Below are 20187 nucleotides of genomic sequence, written 5' to 3'. Positions count from 1 at the left end.
CACCACGTACGGGAGACCGGCATGAACGCCCTCGATCAGCAGCTGCTCGACGCCGCACGCACCGGCGACACCGATTCCGTGCGGACCGCGATCGAGGGCGGTGCCCGGGTGGACGTCCGCGACGCGGAGCTCCGCACCCCGCTGCTCCTGGCCGTCCACGGGGACCACGTCGAAGCCGCCCGGCTGCTCGTCGCGGCGGGCGCAGACCCCGACGCGCAGGACCGGCGCGAGGAGAGCCCCTGGCTGGCCACGGGCGTCACCGGCAGCGTCCCGATGCTGCACGCGCTGCTGCCGGCCGGGCCCGACCTGAAGCTCCGCAACCGGTTCGGCGGCATCGCGCTGATCCCGGCGAGCGAGCGCGGCCATGTCGCCTACGTACGGGAGCTGCTCAGGGTCACCGACATCGACGTCGACCACGTCAACCGGCTGGGCTGGACGGCGCTGCTGGAGGCCGTGATCCTCGGTGACGGCGGCCGGGCGCACCGGCAGATCGTCGAGCTGCTGCTGGCCGCGGGTGCGACACCGGGGCTGCCGGACGGCGACGGGGTCACGGCCCTGGAGCACGCGGAGCGCCGGGGCTTCGCGGAGATCGCGGCGCTGTTGCGGGACACCCGGTGAATCCCCGCCACGCCGGGATCTCCCGTCGCGCCGGGAAACGCCTTCACTCGGTGCATCCCCGTCGCGCCGTCGTGGCCCTCGCGGCGGCGGCGGTGCTCGCGGGCTGCGCGGCGGACCCGTCCCCCGCGCCGCCGCCCGCCACGAGCGCCGCGAAGGCCCCCGCCACCACGGCCCCCACCGCGAAGCCCCCCGCCGCGAAGGACGGCACCCTGCTCCTCGCCGACTTCGGCGGGGACACCGTGACGTTCGTCGATCCGGAGCGCGGCGCGTTCGACCGGGTCGAGGTCGGCACCGCCCCGTACGGGCTGGTCGTCGGCGCGGACGGCCGGGCCTGGGTGGCGACGGCCGAGGGCGTCGCGGTGGTCGACACGAAGACGCGTACCCGGACGGCCCGCATCCCGTACCGGACGGCGACCGGTCCCGTCACGACCGGCGAGTACCGGGGCGGCGGCATGGGCATCGCCCTCGCGCCCGACGGCCGGCACGTCTACGTGGGCGTCAACGTGCCCGGTGCGAAAGGGGTGCTGGAGGTCATCGACACCGGGAGCCGCGAGGTCACCGGCACCGCGCCGGTGGGCCGCCGCCCCTTCGACGTGGACGTCTCGCGCGACGGCGGCGAGGCGTACGCCACCGGGCACGACTCCTTCGACGTGACCTCGGTCCGTACGGACACGCTGCGCACCCGGCGGATGGAGGTCGCGCCGTACGGCACGGAGGGCGGTCTCGGCTCCTGGCTGAAGCCGCACTACGCGGTCGTACGGCCGGGGGACGGCAAGCTGCTGCTGCCGTTCGAGGGCGAGCGGCTGGCGGTCCTCGACCCGCGCACCGGGAAGGTCGCCGTCGAGCGGATGACGGCCAACACCCACCAGCACGGGGCGGCGCTGACCCCCGACGGCACGCTGCTCGTCGTCGGCACCGGACCGATCGCGTCCGACGACGAGGACGCGTCGCTGACCGTCCGGGCCCCCGACGGCACCGAACGGCTCGTGCCCCTGGACGGTCCGCACGAGGACGTGGCGGTCTCCGCCGACGGCCGTACGGCGTACGTCACCGGGGGCTTCACCCGGGACGGGTACTGGAACGGGCTCACGGTCGTCGGCCTGGCCGGTGACAGCCCTCCGGTCCGGCTGGCGGCGGGGAACCGGCCGCTGGGGATCGCGGTGCTCTGAAACCATGGTCCGGGCATCCCCCTACTCCGACATTCCGCACATAGGATCATCGGCGTGGATCTGGATCTGGATCAAGCCGCCCCAGCACGCACACCCGGCACATCCCGCAGGGCAGGGGCACGCACGGCCAGGACCGTCGTCCTGCTGCTCGCCCTCGTTCTCCTCGCCCCCGCCTGTACCGGCGGGGTGGAGGGCAAACCGGGCGCCTCCGGGGTGCGTGACCCGTACTTCCCCAAGCTCGGCAACGGCGGTTACGACGTCACGCACTACGACCTCACGCTCGATGTCGACCCGGACGAGCAGACGCTGCGGGGCACCGCCGAGATCACCGCCCGCGCCACCCAGGACCTCAGCTCTTTCAACCTGGACCTCGACGGCCTCACCGTGGACTCCGCGACCGTGGAGGGCCGGCCGGCCGCCGTCAACCGGGCGGGCAGCGAGCTGACGCTGCGTACGGACGCGAAGGCCGAGAACCGGCTCCGCGAGGGCGAGACGTTCCACACCGTCATCCGCTACTCCGGCTCCCCGAAGACCATCACCGACCCGGACAAGTCGCAGGAGGGCTGGCTGCCGACCGACGACGGCTCCCTCGCCCTCGGTGAGCCGACCGGCTCGATGGCCTGGTTCCCGGGCAACAACCACCCGGGCGACAAGGCCACGTACGACGTGTCGGTCACCGTCCCCAAGGGGCTGACTGCGGTCTCCAACGGGGTGCAGGCCGGTCCGCCGACGACGCGGGGCGGCCGCACCACGTACCGCTGGTACACCGCCGAGCCGATGGCGAGCTATCTCGCGGTCCTGGCCGTCGGCCGGTTCGAGACGAAGACGTCCACGATGGCGGGGGGCATCACGGTGTCCACCGCTGTGGACCCGGAGTCGGCGAAGGCGAGCGCGCGGACCGTGGCCCGGGTTCCCGAGGTGGTGACGTGGGAGGCGGAGCACTTCGGCCCGTACCCGTTCTCCGCGACCGGCGCGATCGTCGAGCGCGAGGGGGACGCCGGGTACGCGCTGGAGACGCAGAACCGGCCGTTCTTCCCCGGACCGCCGAGCGTCGGGCTGCTGGTCCACGAGATGTCGCACCAGTGGTTCGGCGACTCGGTCACGCCCGCGAGCTGGCGGGACATGTGGCTCAACGAGGGTCCGGCGACCTACGCGGAGTGGCTGTGGGAGGAGGAGAAGGAGGACACCCCGGCCCAGGAGTCGTTCGACGAGGCCTACGCGGACGACGACAACTGGGCCTTCCCGCCCGCCGATCCGCCGTCCGCGGCCGGCATCTCGGACCCGCCGGTCTACGGTCGGGGCGCCATGGTGATCCACAAGATCCGCGAGGCGGTCGACGACGACGAGAAGTTCTTCGCGCTGCTCGCGGGCTGGACGAAGGCCCACCGGCACGGCAACGCCACCACTGCGCAGTTCACCGCGTACGTGGAGAAGGCGACCGGCCGGGATCTGACGGAGCTGTGGAAGAAGTGGCTGTACGGCAGGGGCCGGCCGGCCGCGGACGGCTGACCGGCCGTGGCTGTACGGCAGAAGCCGGCCGGCCGCGGACGGCCGGCCGGCTCCCGGGAGCAACGGACCGGGTGTTACTTCACGTTGACGCCGGTCCAGGCGGCGTCGACGGACTTCAGCTCGGCGCTGTCCGCGCCGTAGAGGTCGGTCGCGGCCTTCTCGGTCGCGGTGCGGGCGGCCGCGTAGTCGGTGGAGGAGGTCATGTACTCGGAGAGGGCCTTGTACCAGATCTGGATGGCCTTGTCCCGGCCGATGCCGGTGACGGTGGAGCCGTCGGAGGTCGGGGAGTCGTAGTCGACGCCGTTGATGGTCTTCGCGCCGCTGCCCTCGGCCAGCAGGTAGAAGAAGTGGTTGGCGACACCGGAGGAGTAGTGCACGTCCTCGTTGCCGACGCTGCTGTCCCAGTAGTCGGCCGAGCCGCCGTCCTTGCTCGGCTGGTCCATGTAACGCAGCGGGGTGCCGTCGCCGTTGATGTCGATCTTCTCGCCGATGAGGTAGTCACCGACGTCGGTGGCGTTGTCGGCGTAGAACTCCACCGAGGTGCCGAAGATGTCGCTGGTCGCCTCGTTGAGGCCGCCGGACTCACCGATGTAGTCGAGGTTGGCGGTGGACGAGGTCAGCCCGTGGCTCATCTCGTGCCCGGCGACGTCGAGGCCGGTGAGGGCGCTCTTGTTGTCGGCGCCGTCGCCGTACGTCATGCAGAAGCAGCTGTCGTCCCAGAACGCGTTGACGTAGGCGTCGCCGTAGTGGACCCGGGAGTACGCGGCCTTGCCGTCGCCCGCGATGCCGTCGCGGCCGAGCACGTCCTTGTAGAAGTCCCAGGTCTCGGCGGCGCCGTAGTGGGCGTCGACCGCGGCGGTCTGGCGGTCGTTTCCGGTGCCGTCGCCCCACGTGTCGTCGTCGTCGGTGACCAGGTCGCCGGTGCCGCTCTCGCCCTGGTTCAGGTCGTACGTCTTGTGGCCGCCGCGGTCGCCGTCGGTCAGCTCGAAACCGGAGCCGGACGCGGTGGTGGACAGGTCCACCTTGCCGCTGTACTGGCTGTTGCCGACGCCGGCGGTCTCGATCTCCTCGTAGCTCTGGAGCACCTTGCCGGTGGTGGCGTCGGTGATGACGCGCTTGCGGCTCGGGGTGCCGTCCTTCTGCACCCCGGTCTTCACGGATTCGAGCGCGAGGACCGGCTTGGAGCCGCCCGCCCAGATCACCTTGCGGGCGGCGGCCACCGTCTTGATCTTCGCCGTCGTGGACGGCACGGATATCTTGGCGTTCGTCGCCTTGGTGACGCTCTTGAGCTTGCCGTTGCTCGCGATGTGGGTGACGAGGTCGCCGCCGATGACGGGCAGTCCGGCGTAGGTGCGCTCGTAGCGGGTGTGGACGGTGCCCTTGGCGTCCTTGATCACGTCACGGGCGATCAGCTTCTCCTTGCCGCCGAGCTTGAGCGTGGCGGCGGTCGAAGAGGCGTCGTTCTGGGCCGACTTGATGGCCGTGGTGCGCGCCGCGGCGGCGCCGAACGCGGGGGAGGAGGCGGAGGAGCCGTTGTCGGGGGCGGCCGTCCGGGCGTTCGCGGTACCGGTCTGCACTCCTACGACGACCATCGCGGCCACGGCGGCCAGGGCTGCGGCGCGACGGGTGTTCATGTGGGGGGTCATGGGTTCTCCGTTGCTCGTTCCGTGGGGGGTTACGAGCGGAGAGCGTGCCACCGAATGACCGACATTGACGGTGCACCAACAATTACCTCACATTTCTTTGACCAGTTCTTGTCCGACTGAGGTGCGTCCGTGTCCGCTATCCGGCGGACTTCCGCCGGTTGTGCAAAACCGCGTGTCGTTCGCCCTGTTGGGGGCGATCAGTGGTATGCGGACGCGCCGGAGCCCCCGGCCGCAGGACGATCGGCCGGGGGCTCCGGTGAAGCGGTGGGACGGAGCGTCAGAGGGTGACGCCGAAGTCCTGGGCGATGCCGCGCAGGCCGGAGGCGTAACCCTGGCCGACGGCGCGGAACTTCCACTCGGCACCGTTGCGGTACAGCTCGCCGAAGACCATGGCGGTCTCGGTGGCGGCGTCCTCGCTCAGGTCGTAGCGGGCGATCTCGGCGCCGCCGGCCTGGTTGAGGATGCGGATGTAGGCGTTGCGCACCTGGCCGAAGTTCTGGCTGCGGGTCTCGGCGTCGTAGATCGACACCGGGAAGACGATCTTGTCGATGTCGGCCGGGAGCCCAGCCAGGTTGACGGTGATCTGCTCGTCGTCGCCCTCGCCCTCACCCGTGACGTTGTCACCGGTGTGCACGATGGTCTGGTCCGGCGTCGCCTTGTTGTTGAAGAAGACGAAGTGACCGTCGGAGAAGACCTTCCCGGCGGCGTTGACCGCGATCGCGGACGCGTCGAGGTCGAAGTCCGTTCCGGTGGTGGTACGGACGTCCCAGCCGAGGCCGACCGTGACGGCGGTGAGGCCGGGGGCCTCCTTGGTGAGGGAGACGTTGCCGCCCTTGGACAGGCTTACTGCCATGGGAAGTCCCTTTCATCTGTCGGGTGCGGGCTTCGTGTCGTCACGAAGCTACCGTCACCCTCCATAACGCGGACAAGGGACCGAGAGGTTCCTTCCGGCTTTGCTTTCTTTACCGAACGGTCGCCGGGTGCGGCCGCGGGACGGTCCGCGGGTCCGTGGGTCCGCCGGTCCGTAAAGAAGGTGACGAACACCCGGTGGGCCGGGGAACATGGGTGTCATGTCCGGGCCCTATGTCATCCGCGGTGCGGTCTCCCTGCCGGAGGCCGAGCTCATGTGGCGTTTCTCGCGGTCCTCCGGGCCCGGCGGGCAGCACGTCAACACCACCGACTCCCAGGTCGAGCTCCGCTTCGACCTCGCGGCGACCGAGTCGCTGCCGGAGGTGTGGAAGGAGCGCGCCCTGGAGCGGCTGGAGAGCCGGCTGGTCAACGGGGTGGTGTCGGTCCGCTCCTCGGAGCACCGCTCGCAGTGGCGCAACCGCGAGACGGCCGCCGTACGGCTCACTTCCCTGCTGGCCGAGGCCACGGCGCCGCCCCCCAAGCCGCGCCGCAAGCGCAAGATCCCGCGCGGCATCAACGAGCGCAGGCTGCGCGAGAAGAAGCAGCGCGGCGACACCAAGCGCGGCCGCTCCGGCCGCGACTGGTAGAGCCGCCGAGAGGCGCTGAGCGGTCAGCCCAGCTGCCGGTAGCGCCCCCGGAAGTACGTCAGCGGGCCGCCCTCCTGGGTCGGCAGCTGGGCGCTGAGCACCCGCCCGATCACCAGCGTGTGGTCACCCGCCACGACGCGCTGCTCCGTACGGCACTCCAGCGTGGCGAGCGCGCCCCCGGCCAGCGGCGCCCCCGTGACCTCCCCGCGTACATAGGGGATGTCCTCGAACAGCAGCCGGTCGCTGATCCGGCCCTTCATGGCGAACCGTCCGGCGATGTGCCGCTGGCTCTCCGACAGCACCGAGACGGCCCACAGCGGCTGCTCCGCCAGCAGGTCGTCCATCCGTGAGTCGTTGCGCAGGCTCACCATGACCAGCGGCGGGTCCAGCGAGACCGACATGAAGGCGGTCGCGGTCATGCCGACGTCCTCGCCGCGCCCCCGCTCGTCGAGCGGTGGCTCCTGGGCGGTGACCAGCACCACGCCGGCGGCCAGTCGGGCGAGGGCACCACGGAACTCGTCGTTGCTCACCCCCTCAGCATGGGGGACGGGCCGGGAACGCGGGGCGGGGGGCTTCGTCTGCAACACACCGGGCACGCTAGTCGTGCACGGGCCGGTGGCGCATCGGGCCAGGGAACCAGGCAGGTCCTAGGACCTGCCGAAGAGCTGGAGGTCATCCTTTACTATCTGTTGTGACTTGTCTCACAGAGCGCGATATTTGTTGACCCTGTGTACCGAGTGCACAGCTCACTGTGATTCAGTGGCCGTGACACTGCAGTAAGTACGTCAAGTACACCGATATGAAACCTGGAGTGCTGTCGAGGTCTCGGGGAGTGCGAGCGATGGAGGCCGAGTCGGAGCCGTACGTCCGTCTTGCGACGATGCGGCAGCTGCACCAGGCCGTGGCCGATCTCAACACGGCGCGGAGCCTGGCCGACACGCTGCAGACCGTGGCCGACGGAATCGTCGCTGGTCTCGGCTACGAGCTGGCCTGCGTCAACCTCGTCCGTCCCGACGGTGACCTCGTCGTCGCCGCCTTCGCCGGGAACAGCGCCGCGGAGGCCCTGATCACCGGCCGCGTCGGCTCCCGCACCTCCTGGGAGCGCCGGCTGGCCATGGGCGAGATATGGGACGAGCTCCGCTTCATACCGCACACCGAGGGCTGGGTCCTCCTCGACGACGACGTCCCGCAGTGGCACACCGAGGGCCCCGAGCCCCGCTTCGAGGACGAGTGGCACCCCCAGGACCGGCTCTACGCCCCGATGTACGCCTCCGGCGGCGGCTCCGACCTCCTCGGCGTCATATCCGTCGACCGCCCCCGCAACGGCCGCCACCCCGGGGCCTGGGGCCGCGAGGCCCTCCAGATGTACGCCTCCCAGTCGGCCATCGCCATCAGCAACGCCAGGCTCCGGGCCAACATGCAGCGCGCCCTGGTCCGCCTGGAGCGGGAGCAGCAGGCGCTGCGGGCCAGCGAGGAGTCCTTCCGCCAGGCCTTCGAGTACGCCCCCAGCGGCATGGCCATCGCGGAGATGGGCGGCGACCAGCACGGCCGGCTGCTCCGCACCAACGACGCCCTGTGCCGGCTGCTCGGCCGCCCCGCCTCCGTCCTGCGCCGCTACTCCTTCGCGGACCTGGTCCACCCCGAGGACATCGGCACCCTGCTCCGCACCTCCGCCGAGGGCGGCCGCGCCGAGCTGCGGCTGGGCCGCCGGGACGGCACCTACCTCTGGGTCTCGCTGCGCAACTCCGTCGTCGCGGACACCGCGGACGGGCCGCGCTTCCTGCTCACCCACGTCGAGGACATAGAGGAGCGCAAGCGCCACGAGCTGAACCTCGCGCACCGCGCCTCGCACGACGCCCTCACCGGCCTGCCCAACAGCGCCGAGCTGCGCTCCCGGCTCAGCGCCCGGCTCTGCGAGCGCCCGCACGCGATGGCGTCCACCGACGTGCAGGCGCTGGACGCGGCGTACGGCGATGTGGACGAGGCCCGGCTGCACGGCTTCCCCGCCGACGGCTTCGACGCCGGGACGGGCGTCGGCCCGTACGACCACCATGTGCATTCCGTCGCACCCGACACCGGGCAGGACGACGGCTCGAAGGGCCTCGCGGTCCTCTTCTGCGACCTGGACGGCTTCAAGTCGATCAACGACCGCTTCGGCCACCACACGGGTGACGCGGTCCTCATCGAGGTCGCCCGCCGGCTCACCACCTGTGTCCGCGACGGCGACACCGTCGCCCGGCTCGGGGGTGACGAATTCGTCGTGCTCGCGGACGGGCTGGGCTCTGCGGACGCCGCGGACCTGGCCGTACGCCTGCGTAACGCCATCATTCCGCCCATTCGGGTCGACGGCCGGGCGGTCCGCGTCGGGGCGAGTTTCGGCATCGGCTGGGCCTCCTGCGGCATGACCGCGGAGGAAGTGCTGCGCTCCGCCGACCAGCGGATGTACATCGAGAAGCGGTCCCGCTCGAAGGTTCACCGCAGGGCCGGCTGACGTTCGCCGGGGCGTTGTGCGCGTACCCCGCCCCGGTCCACGCGGCACCTCCGGCAATTCTTGGGCTGGTCCGTTCGGGGTAGGCTCGGCCGGTCGGCGTGGGCTGACGGTATACGGCGAGTGGCCGACGACATGGTGAGGAGTGACCCAGGGATGGCCGGGAACAACGGCGCGAGCACACCCGAGGACGACGACCCGTTCGGCTACCTCTACGAGGACGGGCGGGCGGCCGGTGCGCAGCCGCCCGGTCAGGGCGGCCAGGGGGGCTACGGCTACCCGGGCCCCGCCGCGCAGCGCGGTGTCCCGCGCACCTCGTACAACCAGGTGCGGACCGTCGGTGAGCGCCAGTACGGCCAGCAGGTGCCGCAGCAGGGGGCCTACGGCTACCCGCCGCAGGCGCAGAACAACGCCCAGTACGGGCAGCAGCAGGGCCAGTACGGGCAGCCGAACGCGCAGTACGCGGCCCCGGAGACGTACCCCGGCGCCCCCACCTCGCAGGTCCCCCACCAGGGCGGCCGGGGCAACGGCGGCGGTCCCGGCAAGGGCGGTCCCAACACCAAGGGCCTGCTGATCGGTGCGATCGCGGTCGTCGCGGTCGTGCTCATCGGCATCGGCGCCGCCCTGATGACGGGCGACGACGACAAGGGCAAGAAGACCAACGACGACGCGGCGTCGTCCTCCTCCGGTCCGGCCGGTGAGGTCGAGGAGTCGCCGAAGCCGCAGCAGTCGAAGTCCTCCGAGGCTCCTCCGGAGCTCCCGAAGCAGGACGCGGTGTCGCTCAAGCTCGGCGGCACGGCGGCCGTGGAGAAGAGCGTCAAGGGCGCCGAGGGCCCCGGCGGCGCCTATGTTTCCGGTTTCAACGCAGTCGGATCCTCCGTGACGTGGCAGGCCGCGATGGAGAAGGCCGGTTCGTACCGTCTGACGGTGCGCTACGCGATCCCCGGCAAGGATGCCAACGCAACGTTGACGGTCAACGGGAAGCCGAACTCACAGCCGATCGGGCTCAAGGACTTCGTCCATTCCTCGGACCCGAACTGGGAGAAGAACTGGCAGACCACCTGGGCGCCCGTCGACCTGGTCAAGGGCGAGAACGAGATCAGCATCTCGTGCCAGGACGGAAACCAGTGCGATGTGCTCCTTGACTGGCTTGAGGTCACGCCCGCGAGCGGCTGAGATCTCCTGACGCGTTGCTGCCGCGCAGCAGCGTGCTGACTGGCCGAGAAACAGGAGGCCCCGCCCTACGTCACGTGCGTGGGGCGGGGCCTGTTTCGCTTGCCCGGTCGTTCGGAGGGGTGCGCCGTCGGCCGCCGCGAGACGGCTTGAACTACACGACACGCGAGGGGCGTACGGCGCCGACCGGCTGCTTCATCAGGACCAGCGGGACACGCCCACACACTTGGCGGCGACCCAGCCCAGACGGCCGCTTGAGTCAAGGACGCCGATCCAGCTGTTGCCCGACGGTCCGCCGGTCCAGCACGTGTAAGACCCGCCGGAGTACGCCTGGCAGAGGTTCTCTGAGCACTTCCTGCCGGAGGAGGTGACCGTGCCCGTCTTGGCGGCCCCAGTGCTGCGCGAGGCACGCACTGTGGCCGTGTGCCCGTTGTACGTCCTTAGCCGCCGCGTGAGGAGAGGCGATCTTGAATGGAGGTGCGGCCAAATGGAACACGAGTCCTGAGGGGTGGGGAAAGATTCAGCCATACTCGGTTCGGGTCAGTGTGTGGTGCCTGACATAAGCCCCAGGAAGCCCGCGACCGTCGCGGCCATCGCCTCGCGGCCCGGCGCGATGTACTTGCGCGGGTCGACGCCCGTGGTGTTCTCGGCGAGGTAGGACCGTACGGCTCCGGTGAACGCGGTGTTCAGGGCCGTGCCCACGTTGATCTTGACCATGCCGGAGGCGGCGACGGCCTGGCGGATCTCTTCGTCCGGGACGCCGCTGGAGCCGTGCAGCACCAGCGGGACGGGGACGGCGTCGCGCAGCCGGCCGATCAGCGCGTGGTCCAGGGCGGCGGTGCGCTCGGTCATGGCGTGCGAGGAGCCCACCGCGACGGCCAGCGCGTCGACACCGGTCGCGGCGACGTACGCGGCGGCCTCCTCCGGGTCGGTGCGGACGCCGGGGGCGTGGGCGTCGAGCGGGGCCTCGCCCTCCTTGCCGCCGACCTTGCCGAGCTCGGCCTCGATCCAGATGCCGCGCTCGTGGCCCCAGGCGACGGCCTCCGCGGTGGCCCGCACGTTCTCCGCGTAACTCAGCTTGGAGGCGTCGAACATGACGGAGCCGAAGCCCTCGTCGTGCGCCTGGTGCAGCAGCTCCACGGACTCGACGTGGTCGAGGTGGAGGGCGAGCGGGACGGCGGAGGTGCGGGCGACGGCGGCGGCGGCCGCCGCGATGGCGGAGAGCCGGCCGCCGTGGAACTTCACGGCGTTCTCGGAGATCTGGAGGATGGCGGGGGCACCGGCCCGCTCCGCGCCGGTGGCGATGGCCTCCGCGTGTTCCAGGGTGATGACGTTGAAGGCGGCGATACCGCGTCCCTGGGCCTGGGCGGCGGAGACGAGTTCACCGGTACTGACGAGCGGCATTGCTGACCTCTGTTGATTCCTCGGGCCCGGTGAGGGGCCCGGTGGGGGCGCGGCTGGGGCGTGTCCGCGAAGTACCGTCGTCCGCCCGAAGAGCGGGCCCGGCGCCGCCGGGCGGGCGAGACTTCGCGGACACGCCCCTAGGCCGCTCCGTCTGCGTGTTCCTCGATGGCGACGCGCGGCAGCAGCTCCTCGTAGGCCGCGCGGTCGAAGTCACCCGCGGTGGGGGCCAGCACGGTCGCCGTCGACAGTGCCACCGCCCGCCGCAGCCGGTCCGGCCAGCTCAGGCCCTCGACGAGGGAGGAGAGCAGCCCGGCCACCGCGGAGTCGCCGGCCCCGGTCGGGTTGCCCTTGACCGCGGCAGGCGGGGACGCCCGCCAGCTGCCGTCGGGGGTGACCGCCAGCATGCCGTCCGGGCCCAGTGAGGCGATCACCGTGTGCGCGCCGCGGCGGCGGGCGTCGCGGGTGGCGCGGGTGGGTTCGCGGGAGCCGGTGAGCTGGGCGAGCTCGTCGGCGTTCGGCTTGATGAGGTCGGGGCGGGCGGCGATGCCCCGGCGCAGCGGTTCGCCGCTGGTGTCCAGGAGCACCGGGACGCCGGCCGCGCGGGCCGGCCGGATCAGTTCGGCGTAGGCGCCGACGTGGATGCCGGGGGGCAGGCTGCCGCAGAGGGCGACCGCTTCGGCGCCGGTGAGCAGCTTCTCGTAACTGCGGAGGAAGGCGGTCCACTCGTCGGCGGTGACGTGCGGCCCCGGTTCGTTGAACTGGGTGGTGTCGCCGGTGGTCCCGTCCACGACGGCCAGGGTGCGGCGGGTGTCGCCGGCCACCGGGACGAGCGCGTCGGTGAGGCTCGCCCGGCCGGCCGGGAGGTCCGCGAGCAGTTGCCGCAGTACGGAGCCGGTGGCGCCGCCCGCGAAGCCGGTGACGACGCTGTCGTGGCCGAGGGCGGTGAGGACCCGGGCGACGTTGATGCCCTTGCCGCCGGGCCGCTCGGAGAGATCGGTGACCCGGTGGCTGGCGTGCGGGACGAGGGCGGGAACGCCGTACGTCAGGTCGAGTGCCGTGTTCAGCGTGACCGTGAGGATCACTCGGCCGCCCCCTCGATACGTGCTGAGCGCGGATGCCGGTCGCGGAATCCGCTGTTCCTGGTTGTTTCGCGGACGATCATGCCAAAGAGCCGGCGGCGGGCCCAGACCCGGGGGACAACCGCCGTCTCTTCGTTACGTTCTGTCCGGGGACTGCCGTCAGACCGCCGCGGGCACCGGCTGGACGGGCTGGACGACCCACTCGCCCTTGCGCATGACGCCCTTGAGCGCGAAGTCGGCGTCCAGGACGACCAGGTCGGCGTCCTTGCCCGGTTCCAGCGAGCCGACCCGGTCGTATACGCCGAGCAGCCGGGCGGGGTTGGCGGAGATCGACTGGACCACGTCACCGACCGGGATGCGGTCGATGGTCACGGCGCGGTGGAAGGCGGTGTCCAGGGTGAGGGTGGAGCCGGCGATGGAGTTGCCCTCGACGAGCCGGGCGACGCCGTCCTTGACCTCGACGGCGAGCGGGCCCAGCTGGTACTGGCCGTCACCGAACCCGGCCGCGTCCATGGCGTCGGTGATCAGGGCGACGCGGTGGGCGCCCGCGTGGTGGTAGGCCAGTTGCAGGGCGGCCGGGTGCAGGTGCGTGCCGTCGTTGATCAGCTCGACCGTGATCCGCTCGTCCTCCAGGAGGGCGGCGATCGGGCCGGGCGCGCGGTGGCCCAGGGGCGGCATCGCGTTGAAGAGGTGCGTGGCGACGGTGGCGCCCGCGTCGATCGCCTCGACGGTCTGCTCGTACGTGGCGTCGGTGTGGCCGATCGCGGCGATGACGCCGTGTTCGGCGAGCAGCCGTACGGACTCGATGCCGCCGGGCAGTTCGGTGGCGAGCGTGAACATCTTCGCGGTGCCCCGGGCGGCGTCGATCAGCTTGCGGACCTCGGCCGGGTCCGGGTCGCGCAGCAGGCCCTCGCTGTGGGCGCCCTTGCGGCACGGCGAGATGAAGGGGCCCTCGAAGTGGACGCCGGCCAGCTCGCCCTGCTCGACGAGCTCGGAGAGGATGCCGGCCCGTTCGGCGAGGAAGTCCATCTCGCCGGTGACGGTGGAGGCGACCAGGGTGGTGGTGCCGTGCTCGCGGTGGGTGCGGACGCCGGTGAGGACGTCCTCCACGGTGCCGGAGGTGAAGGAGGCGCCGCCGCCGCCGTGGTTGTGCATGTCCACGAAGCCGGGAACGATCCAGTGGCCGGACAGGTCGACGCTCGGCGCGTCCTGTGCCGGACCGGCGGCGATGCGGGTGCCTTCGATGACCACCCGGCCGTTCTCGACGGTGCCGGTGGGGAGTACCACCCGGGCACCTGCGAGAACTGTGCTGTCTGCGCGTCCGGCCATCAGGCGGATACCTCCGTGGAGAGAAGATCCCAGGCGAGCAGCCCTGCGCCCAGGCATCCGGCGGTGTCCCCGAGAGCCGCGGGGACGATGTGGGGCAGCTTCTGGAACGTGACGCGTTCCTCGACGGCCGCACGGAGTGGTGTGAACAAGGTTTCCCCCGCCTCGGCGAGACCGCCACCGATGATGAGCGTGCGGGGGTCCAGCAGGGTGAGCGCGGTGACGAGCCCGGCGGCCAGGGCGTCCACGGCGTCGTGCCAGACCGCGAGGGCCGCCGGGTCGCCCGACTCCACGGCCTTGGCGCAGTCCGCCGCGTCGGCCTTCGGGTCCCCGGACGCGGCGGCCCAGGCCCGGCTGACGGCGGCCGCGGAGGCCAGCGTCTCCAGGCAGCCGCGCTGGCCGCAGCTGCAGTCCGGGCCGTCCGGTCGGATCACGATGTGGCCGATCTCGCCGGCCGAGCCGTGGGCGCCCGCCTCGATGGAGCCGCCGATGCCGATGGCCCCGGCGATCCCGGTGCCCAGCGGGATGAAGACGAAGCGGTCGGCGCCCCGGCCCGCCCCGATCCGGCCCTCCGCGAGTCCGCCGGTCCTGACGTCGTGGCCGAGGGCGACGGGGACGCCGCCGAGCCGCTCACCGAGGAGCCGGCGCATGGGGACGTCGCTCCAGCCCAGGTTGGCGGAGTAGAGCGCGACGCCGTTCTCGGCGTCGACGATGCCGGGCACGGCGACACCGGCGGCGAGAGCGCTCTCGCCGAAGTGCTCCTCGCCGTACGCGCGCAGATCCGCCGCGAAGGCGAGGATCGACTCCACGACCGCGTCGGGGCCGCGCTCTCTGCCGGTCGCGCGCCGTGCCTCGTAGAGCAGGGCGCCATCGGCCCCGACCAGTGCGGCCTTCATTCCGGTGCCGCCCACATCGAGGGCGATGACGTGTTTCACGGGAAACAGTTTCGCCCGAGGAACCCCAAAAGGTCTAGTCCACTATCGCTGTTTGTTGCGCATCCATACAAAATCCGCCCGCAACCGGGTGGCAATCCGCCGTGAACGCGCCCCGCGTGCGCCCTCAGCCCGGCAGGATCACGCTCCGCGACAGGTTGCGCGGGTGGTCCGGGTCGTAGCCCTTCGACTCCGCGAGCGCCACCGCGAGCCGCTGGGCCCGGATCAGGTCGGCCATCGGGTCGGCGGCGGTACGGGCCACGAGCGTCCCGCCGACCCCCGCGACCTCGCCCGCCAGCCCCTCGGGCAGGGCGCCGAACACCCAGGCCACCCGGTTCGGCCCGGTGATCGCGATGGGGCCGTGGCGGTACTCCATCGCCGGGTAGGACTCCGTCCAGGCGCCCGCCGCCTCGCGCATCTTCAGCCCGGCCTCCTGCGCCAGCCCGTAGGTCCAGCCGCGCCCCAGGAACGTCCACTGCTCGGCCGAGACCACCGCCTCGTCCAGCGGCTCCGTCACCGCCAGCTCCGCGTCCACGGCGGCCTCCGCCACCGTCTTCACGCCCGCCGGAAGCGGTCCGGCGGCCTCGATACCGGCCCGCAGGAAGGCGAGCGCGGTGGTGGCGAACCGGGTCTGCACGACCGACTCCTCGTCGGCCCAGTCCAGGACCGCCACCGTGTCGGCGGCGTCCATCACCGGTGTCTTCGGATCGGCGGTCAGTGCGAGGGTCGGCGTCTTCCCGCGCAGTTCGGCCAGCAGTGCCAGCACCTCGCTCGTGGTGCCGGAGCGGGTGATGGCCACGACCCGGTCGTAGGACCGCCCGGCCGGGAACTCCGAGGAGGCGTACGCGTCCGTCTCGCCCTGCCCGGCCGCCTCGCGCAGCGCGGCGTAGGCGATGGCCATGAACCAGGACGTGCCGCAGCCGGTGACGGCGACCCGCTCACCCGGACGCGGCAGCCCCTCGGCCACCGCGCCCGCCTCTGCGGCACGCCGCCAGCAGCTCGGCTGGGTGGCAATTTCTGATGCGGTACGGGACATGCGGTACGGCTCCTCGCGGGGTGGGCGCGTATAAAGGTCTGGACCATTAGGACTCTGGGAGGGCCAAGGACCTTGTGCCGGGCCCTGGTTGACCGAGACCTACTTAGCAGTCACTCCGCGCCCCGTGCAATGCTGCTGCGTTGCCGAAGCGATACCGGGGTGGTGTAGACCTCCTCGGAGGCGGTGGGGCAAAATCGCAGCTCATCCGGAGCGCCCCACGCGGACGTGGTTGCCGCGGATGGCGCGATCGACGAGGACGGACTGGGCTGTGCAGCGGCGTTACTTGGGACTGACGGCGGCTGTCGCCGCGCTGGGGATGACTGCGGTGCTGTCCGGCTGCGGCGGCGAGAGCGACGGGGGAGACGTCACGCTGAAGCTGGTCGCGGCCGACTACGGCACCGGCGAGGCGAACAAGTCGGACAAGTACTGGGACGGTGTCGCCCGGAGCTTCGAGGCGTCCCACCCCGGCATCAAGGTCGACGTGACCGTGCTCCCGTGGACGGACATCGACCGCAAGGTCGCGGAGATGGTGAAGGCCGGAAAGGCCCCCGACATCGCGCAGATCGGCGCGTACGCGGACTACGCCAAGGCAGGGAAGCTCTACTCGGCCGACCAGATGCTCAGCGTCCGCACCCAGGCCAACTTCCTGCCGGTCCTCGCGGACGCGGGCCGGGTCAGCCAGGTCCAGTACGGGCTGCCGTTCGTGGCCAGCACCCGGCTGCTCTTCTACAACAAGAAGCTCTTCGGCCAGGCCGGTCTCGACGCCCCGAAGACCTGGAGCGACATCGCGGGCGACGCCGCCGCGCTCAAGCAGCGCGGCGTGAAGTTCCCGTTCGCGCTGCCGCTGGGCCAGGAGGAGTCCCAGGCCGAGACGCTGATGTGGCTGCTCAGCGGCGGCGGCGGCTACACCGACGACGTCGGCTCGTACAACATCGACTCGGAAGAGAACGTCAAGACGTTCGACTGGCTGAAGTCGGACCTCGTCGACAAGGGCCTCGTCGGCCCCGTCGCCCCCGGCAAGCTCAACCGGGCGAAGGCCTTCGCGGCGTTCACCAGCGGCGACGTCGGCATGCTCAACGGCCATCCGACGCTGATGCAGGAGGCCAAGAAGAAGGGCGTGGACGTCGGCATGGTGCCGCTGCCCGGTATCAACGGGCCCAGCACCAGCTCGATGGGCGTCGCCGACTGGATCATGGGCTTCAAGCAGAACGATCACCGGGTCGAGATGGGCAAGTTCTTCGACTTCATGTTCAGCGACAAGAACGTCATCGACTTCGCGGACACCTACGACATGCTGCCGGTCACCGACAGCGCCTCGGCCGCGATGGAGGCCGACCCCAAGTACAAGCCGCTGTACAAGTTCCTGGACGCGCTGCCGAGCGCCCAGCTCTATCCGTTCGGAAAGACGTCCTGGGCCCAGGCCAGCGAGTCGATCAAGAAGAACATCGGTGAGGCGGTCGAGCCGGGCGCGAAGCCCGAGAGCGTACTGGGACGCATAGCGCAGGAGTCCACGGCGGCGGAGAGCGCGGAGTAGCGGGCGGCGGCCCGCAGGTCACGGGCCGCGCCATATATTGGCTGATATGACCGCCCTTCCCCCGGACACCCCCGACGAGCCCGCACCGCCCACTCCCGGACTCTCGGAGCGGGACCGCGCGGTGCTGGCCGTCGAGCGGCAGTCCTGGACCGGCCCCGGGGCGAAGGAGCGGGCCATCCGGGAGCGGCTCGGCATCTCCCCGACCCGCTACTACCAGCTGCTGAACGCCCTGCTGGACGACCGCCGGGCGCTGGAGGCCGACCCGGTCACGGTGAACCGGCTGCGGCGGGTCCGCGAGGCGAGGCGGGGCCGCCGCTGAGCCGGCCCGCTCAGGCCCCTCCGGCGATTGACCGGCCCGCTCAGGCCCCTCCGGCGATGGAGGAGCGGGGTACGGGGCCGAGCCCCGGCCGGCCCCGCGCGCAGCCGGAGCCCCGGCCGGCCCCGCGCACAGGCCACCGCCTATAGGCTCGGGCGCATGGGCAGCCACCCGCACACCCCGTCCCTGCCGACCCCGACGACCCCCGCCGGACGGGAGGGCCTCGCCGCTCTCCTCGGCCGGCCCGACCGCGCCGTCATCGCGCTCGATTTCGACGGCACCCTCGCGGACATCGTGCCGGACCCCGAAAAGGCCCGCGCCCACCCCGGGACCGTCGAGGCGCTCGCCGCACTCGCTCCCCGGGTCGCGTCGATCGCCGTGATCACCGGCCGCCCGGCCGGCGTCGCGGTCCGCTACGGCGGCTTCGCCGGGGTCGCCGGACTGGACCACCTCGTCGTCCTCGGCCACTACGGCGCCGAACGCTGGGACGCCGTCTCCGGCACCGTCCGCGCCCCCGCCCCGCACCCCGGCGTCGCCGCCGTGCGGGCCGAACTGCCCGGATTCCTCGACCGGTTCGACTCCTGGCGCGGTACCTGGATAGAGGAGAAGGGCCAGGCGCTCGCCGTCCACACCCGCCGCGCCGAGGACCCGCAGGCCGCCTTCGAGGCGCTGCGCGGCCCCCTGGGCGAGCTGGCCGCCCGGCACGGACTGATCGTCGAACCGGGCCGGATGGTCCTGGAGCTGCGGCCCTCCGGCATGGACAAGGGCGTCGCCCTCACGCAGTACGTGCGCGAGACGGGCGCCGAGTCCGTGCTGTACGCGGGCGACGACCTGGGCGACCTGGCCGCGTTCGCCGCCGTGGAGAAGCTCCGCACCGAGGGCCCCGACGGCACCCCCGGCCTGCTCGTCTGCAGCGGCGAGGCCGAGGTGCCGGAACTGGCCGCACGCGCCGACCTGCTGCTGCCCGGTCCCGGAGCGGTCGTCGGCTTCCTGTCAGCCCTGGCGCAGCGCCTCTAGCTGGTCCAGGAACCACTGCTGCGGCGGCAGCGCGGTGGCCGCCGCCGCCAGCCGCTCCGTGCGCTCCGCGCGTTCACCGTCCGCCATCGTCAGCGCCTCGTGCAGGGCGTCGGCGGTGGCGGACACGTCGTACGGGTTCACCGCGATCGCGTCGTCCGCCAGCTCCTCGTACGCCCCCGCCTCCCGCGACAGCACCAGCGCGCAGCCGTGGTCGGAGACGACCGGGACCTCCTTGGCGACCAGGTTCATCCCGTCCCTGATCGGGTTGACGAGCGCCACGTCGGCCAGCCGGTACGCCGCCAGCGAGCGGGCGAAGTCGTCCTTGACGTGGAGGACGACCGGGGTCCAGTCCGCCGTGCCGTGCTTCGTGTTGATGTCGTCGGCGACGCGCTTCACCTCGGCCGTGTACTCCCGGTACACCGCGAGGTCCTGCCGGGAGGGGTAGGCGAACGCGACGTGGACGACCCGGCCGCGCCACTCGGGACGTTCGTCGAGCAGGGCCCGGTAGGCGAGCATCCCGCGGACGATGTTCTTGGACAGCTCCGTGCGGTCCACCCGCACGATCGTCTTCCGGCCGGGGCCCACCTGTTCGCGCAGCGCCGCCATCCGCTCGTCCACGTCCGGCTCGTGCGCGCGCCGGAGCAGGAAGTCCGCGTCGGCGCCGAGCCCGTGCACACCGATCCGGGTGCGGCCGGTGCCGCCCAGGATCTCCGTGCAGCAGCTGATGAAGGCGTCCGCCCAGCGGCGGGTCAGGAAGGCCGCCCGGTCGGCGCCGAGGATGCCGCGCAGCACCTGCTCCGCGATGTCGTCCGGCAGCATCCGGAAGTAGTCGACGGGCGCCCACGGGGTGTGCGAGAAGTGGCCGATGCGCAGGTCGGGGCGGAGCTCGCGGAGCATGCCCGGCACCAGCACCAGGTGGTAGTCCTGCACCAGGACCGCCGCGCCCTCGCCCGCCTCCTCGGCCAGCGCCTGGGCGAAGGCCCGGTTGTAGGCCTCGAAGGACGCCCACTGGCGCCGGAACTCCGCGTCGAAGACGGGCTCCACGGGGGTCTGGTAGAGCAGGTGGTGGACGAACCAGAGCACCGAGTTCGCGATGCCGTTGTACGCGTCGGCGTGCACGTCCGCGTCGATGTCGAGCATCCGTACGCCCGGCTCACCGACCCCGCGCCGGACCGCCTCGCGGTCGCCCTCACCGAGCGCGGCGCAGACCCACATCTTGTCGTCCACCGCGCTCAGCCCCGAGACGAGCCCGCCCCCGCCCCGTTTCGCGTCGAGTGAGCCGTCCTCGTTCAGTGCGTACGAGACCGGACCGCGGTTGGACGCGACGAGTACCTGGGCGGCGGGCTGAGGGGCGTGCTCGGAGACCATGCGCGGAATCTAGCCCGATACCGAACCGTCCAAACGTGCGTGCGGCCGCGGTCCGTCCCGGATGCTGCCGGGTGAC

Annotated in this window: 18 protein-coding genes; 9 read left to right on the top strand and 9 right to left on the bottom strand. The window is 71.8% G+C overall.

Annotated features, from left to right (window positions below; genetic code table 11):
* The first annotated feature begins 21 nt into the window (after window positions 1-21).
* The 3 genes from ACIP89_RS28775 to ACIP89_RS28765 all read left to right on the top strand — a co-directional run bounded on the left by ACIP89_RS28775 (window position 22) and on the right by ACIP89_RS28765 (window position 3296).
* Entirely contained in the window at window positions 22-618 is a 597-nt protein-coding gene (locus ACIP89_RS28775; RefSeq protein ID WP_402117481.1) for an ankyrin repeat domain-containing protein, read from the top strand.
* A 50-nt stretch (window positions 619-668) separates the two neighbouring features.
* Window positions 669-1787, top strand: coding sequence for a YncE family protein (locus ACIP89_RS28770; RefSeq protein WP_402117480.1), 1119 nt, complete (start codon window positions 669-671; stop codon window positions 1785-1787).
* A gap of 144 nt (window positions 1788-1931) precedes the next feature.
* Window positions 1932-3296, top strand: coding sequence for a M1 family metallopeptidase (locus ACIP89_RS28765; RefSeq protein ID WP_402117596.1), 1365 nt, complete (start codon window positions 1932-1934; stop codon window positions 3294-3296).
* A 74-nt stretch (window positions 3297-3370) separates the two neighbouring features.
* Here ACIP89_RS28765 and ACIP89_RS28760 read toward each other — a convergent pair whose 3' ends face one another.
* Both ACIP89_RS28760 and ACIP89_RS28755 read right to left on the bottom strand, forming a co-directional pair.
* The gene (locus tag ACIP89_RS28760; protein ID WP_401922728.1) at window positions 3371-4942 is read right to left on the bottom strand and encodes a M4 family metallopeptidase; all 1572 of its coding nucleotides are present in this window, start codon (window positions 4940-4942) and stop codon (window positions 3371-3373) included.
* Between the two features lie 277 nt (window positions 4943-5219).
* The gene (locus ACIP89_RS28755) at window positions 5220-5795 is read right to left on the bottom strand and encodes a TerD family protein (RefSeq protein ID WP_024493494.1); all 576 of its coding nucleotides are present in this window, start codon (window positions 5793-5795) and stop codon (window positions 5220-5222) included.
* Between the two features lie 208 nt (window positions 5796-6003).
* Here ACIP89_RS28755 and arfB point away from each other — a divergent pair, with 208 nt between their 5' ends.
* Entirely contained in the window at window positions 6004-6438 is a 435-nt protein-coding gene (gene arfB / locus ACIP89_RS28750) for an alternative ribosome rescue aminoacyl-tRNA hydrolase ArfB (protein ID WP_328865984.1), read from the top strand.
* 23 nt (window positions 6439-6461) lie between these two features.
* Here arfB and ACIP89_RS28745 read toward each other — a convergent pair whose 3' ends face one another.
* The gene (locus tag ACIP89_RS28745) at window positions 6462-6968 is read right to left on the bottom strand and encodes a flavin reductase family protein (RefSeq protein ID WP_402117478.1); all 507 of its coding nucleotides are present in this window, start codon (window positions 6966-6968) and stop codon (window positions 6462-6464) included.
* Window positions 6969-7279: 311 nt separating this feature from the next.
* On the opposite strand from ACIP89_RS28745, the gene cdgB reads away from it, so the two are divergent.
* Together cdgB and ACIP89_RS28735 are read left to right on the top strand one after the other, a co-directional pair.
* Entirely contained in the window at window positions 7280-8929 is a 1650-nt protein-coding gene (cdgB, locus tag ACIP89_RS28740) for a diguanylate cyclase CdgB (RefSeq protein ID WP_401922734.1), read from the top strand.
* A gap of 153 nt (window positions 8930-9082) precedes the next feature.
* Window positions 9083-10102: a CBM35 domain-containing protein gene (locus tag ACIP89_RS28735; protein ID WP_402117477.1), complete on the top strand. Its 1020-nt coding sequence runs from the start codon at window positions 9083-9085 to the stop codon at window positions 10100-10102.
* 537 nt (window positions 10103-10639) lie between these two features.
* Here the strand turns inward: ACIP89_RS28735 and ACIP89_RS28730 are convergent.
* The 5 genes from ACIP89_RS28730 to ACIP89_RS28710 form a co-directional block, all read right to left on the bottom strand.
* The gene (locus ACIP89_RS28730; RefSeq protein ID WP_402117475.1) at window positions 10640-11503 is read right to left on the bottom strand and encodes a ketose-bisphosphate aldolase; all 864 of its coding nucleotides are present in this window, start codon (window positions 11501-11503) and stop codon (window positions 10640-10642) included.
* A gap of 137 nt (window positions 11504-11640) precedes the next feature.
* Window positions 11641-12585, bottom strand: a complete 945-nt coding sequence (locus ACIP89_RS28725; protein WP_401922740.1) for a 1-phosphofructokinase family hexose kinase — start codon at window positions 12583-12585, stop codon at window positions 11641-11643.
* A gap of 156 nt (window positions 12586-12741) precedes the next feature.
* Window positions 12742-13911 (bottom strand): N-acetylglucosamine-6-phosphate deacetylase, encoded by a 1170-nt coding sequence (nagA, locus tag ACIP89_RS28720; RefSeq protein WP_401932394.1) that lies wholly within the window; start codon window positions 13909-13911, stop codon window positions 12742-12744.
* A complete protein-coding gene (locus tag ACIP89_RS28715) occupies window positions 13911-14843 on the bottom strand; it encodes an ROK family protein (protein ID WP_401922746.1) in 933 nt (310 codons plus the stop codon). The genes nagA and ACIP89_RS28715 overlap by 1 nt, the downstream gene beginning before the upstream one ends.
* 124 nt (window positions 14844-14967) lie before the next feature.
* A complete protein-coding gene (locus ACIP89_RS28710; protein ID WP_401922749.1) occupies window positions 14968-15876 on the bottom strand; it encodes an SIS domain-containing protein in 909 nt (302 codons plus the stop codon).
* Window positions 15877-16192: 316 nt separating this feature from the next.
* Here ACIP89_RS28710 and ACIP89_RS28705 point away from each other — a divergent pair, with 316 nt between their 5' ends.
* The 3 genes from ACIP89_RS28705 (at window position 16193) to otsB (ending at window position 18743) form a co-directional block, all read left to right on the top strand.
* A complete protein-coding gene (locus ACIP89_RS28705; RefSeq protein WP_402117594.1) occupies window positions 16193-17410 on the top strand; it encodes an extracellular solute-binding protein in 1218 nt (405 codons plus the stop codon).
* A 46-nt stretch (window positions 17411-17456) separates the two neighbouring features.
* Entirely contained in the window at window positions 17457-17729 is a 273-nt protein-coding gene (locus ACIP89_RS28700; RefSeq protein ID WP_401922752.1) for a DUF3263 domain-containing protein, read from the top strand.
* 156 nt (window positions 17730-17885) lie between these two features.
* A complete protein-coding gene (gene otsB / locus ACIP89_RS28695) occupies window positions 17886-18743 on the top strand; it encodes a trehalose-phosphatase (RefSeq protein ID WP_402117474.1) in 858 nt (285 codons plus the stop codon).
* On the opposite strand, the gene ACIP89_RS28690 is transcribed toward otsB, so the two are convergent.
* Entirely contained in the window at window positions 18720-20111 is a 1392-nt protein-coding gene (locus ACIP89_RS28690; RefSeq protein WP_401922758.1) for a trehalose-6-phosphate synthase, read from the bottom strand. The genes otsB and ACIP89_RS28690 overlap by 24 nt on opposite strands.
* Window positions 20112-20187: the final 76 nt, after the last annotated feature.

It is taken from the genome of Streptomyces sp. NPDC088730 (assembly GCF_044751215.1).
Taxonomy (GTDB): domain Bacteria; phylum Actinomycetota; class Actinomycetes; order Streptomycetales; family Streptomycetaceae; genus Streptomyces.
Note: the sequence above shows the minus strand (reverse complement) of the source record. Positions and strands in the feature narration are given on the sequence as shown.

Bases quoted from the DNA above. Each gene is read 5' to 3' on its own strand.
- ACIP89_RS28710 (WP_401922749.1), bottom strand. From the start codon at position 15,876: ATGTCCCGTACCGCATCAGAAATTGCCACCCAGCCGAGCTGCTGGCGG.
- ACIP89_RS28730 (WP_402117475.1), bottom strand. From the start codon at position 11,503: ATGCCGCTCGTCAGTACCGGTGAACTCGTCTCCGCCGCCCAGGCCCAG.
- ACIP89_RS28700 (WP_401922752.1), top strand. From the start codon at position 17,457: ATGACCGCCCTTCCCCCGGACACCCCCGACGAGCCCGCACCGCCCACT.
- ACIP89_RS28755 (WP_024493494.1), bottom strand. From the start codon at position 5,795: ATGGCAGTAAGCCTGTCCAAGGGCGGCAACGTCTCCCTCACCAAGGAG.
- cdgB (WP_401922734.1), top strand. From the start codon at position 7,280: ATGGAGGCCGAGTCGGAGCCGTACGTCCGTCTTGCGACGATGCGGCAG.
- arfB (WP_328865984.1), top strand. From the start codon at position 6,004: ATGGGTGTCATGTCCGGGCCCTATGTCATCCGCGGTGCGGTCTCCCTG.
- ACIP89_RS28760 (WP_401922728.1), bottom strand. From the start codon at position 4,942: ATGACCCCCCACATGAACACCCGTCGCGCCGCAGCCCTGGCCGCCGTG.
- nagA (WP_401932394.1), bottom strand. From the start codon at position 13,911: ATGGCCGGACGCGCAGACAGCACAGTTCTCGCAGGTGCCCGGGTGGTA.
- ACIP89_RS28735 (WP_402117477.1), top strand. From the start codon at position 9,083: ATGGCCGGGAACAACGGCGCGAGCACACCCGAGGACGACGACCCGTTC.
- ACIP89_RS28775 (WP_402117481.1), top strand. From the start codon at position 22: ATGAACGCCCTCGATCAGCAGCTGCTCGACGCCGCACGCACCGGCGAC.
- ACIP89_RS28705 (WP_402117594.1), top strand. From the start codon at position 16,193: ATGACTGCGGTGCTGTCCGGCTGCGGCGGCGAGAGCGACGGGGGAGAC.
- ACIP89_RS28690 (WP_401922758.1), bottom strand. From the start codon at position 20,111: ATGGTCTCCGAGCACGCCCCTCAGCCCGCCGCCCAGGTACTCGTCGCG.
- otsB (WP_402117474.1), top strand. From the start codon at position 17,886: ATGGGCAGCCACCCGCACACCCCGTCCCTGCCGACCCCGACGACCCCC.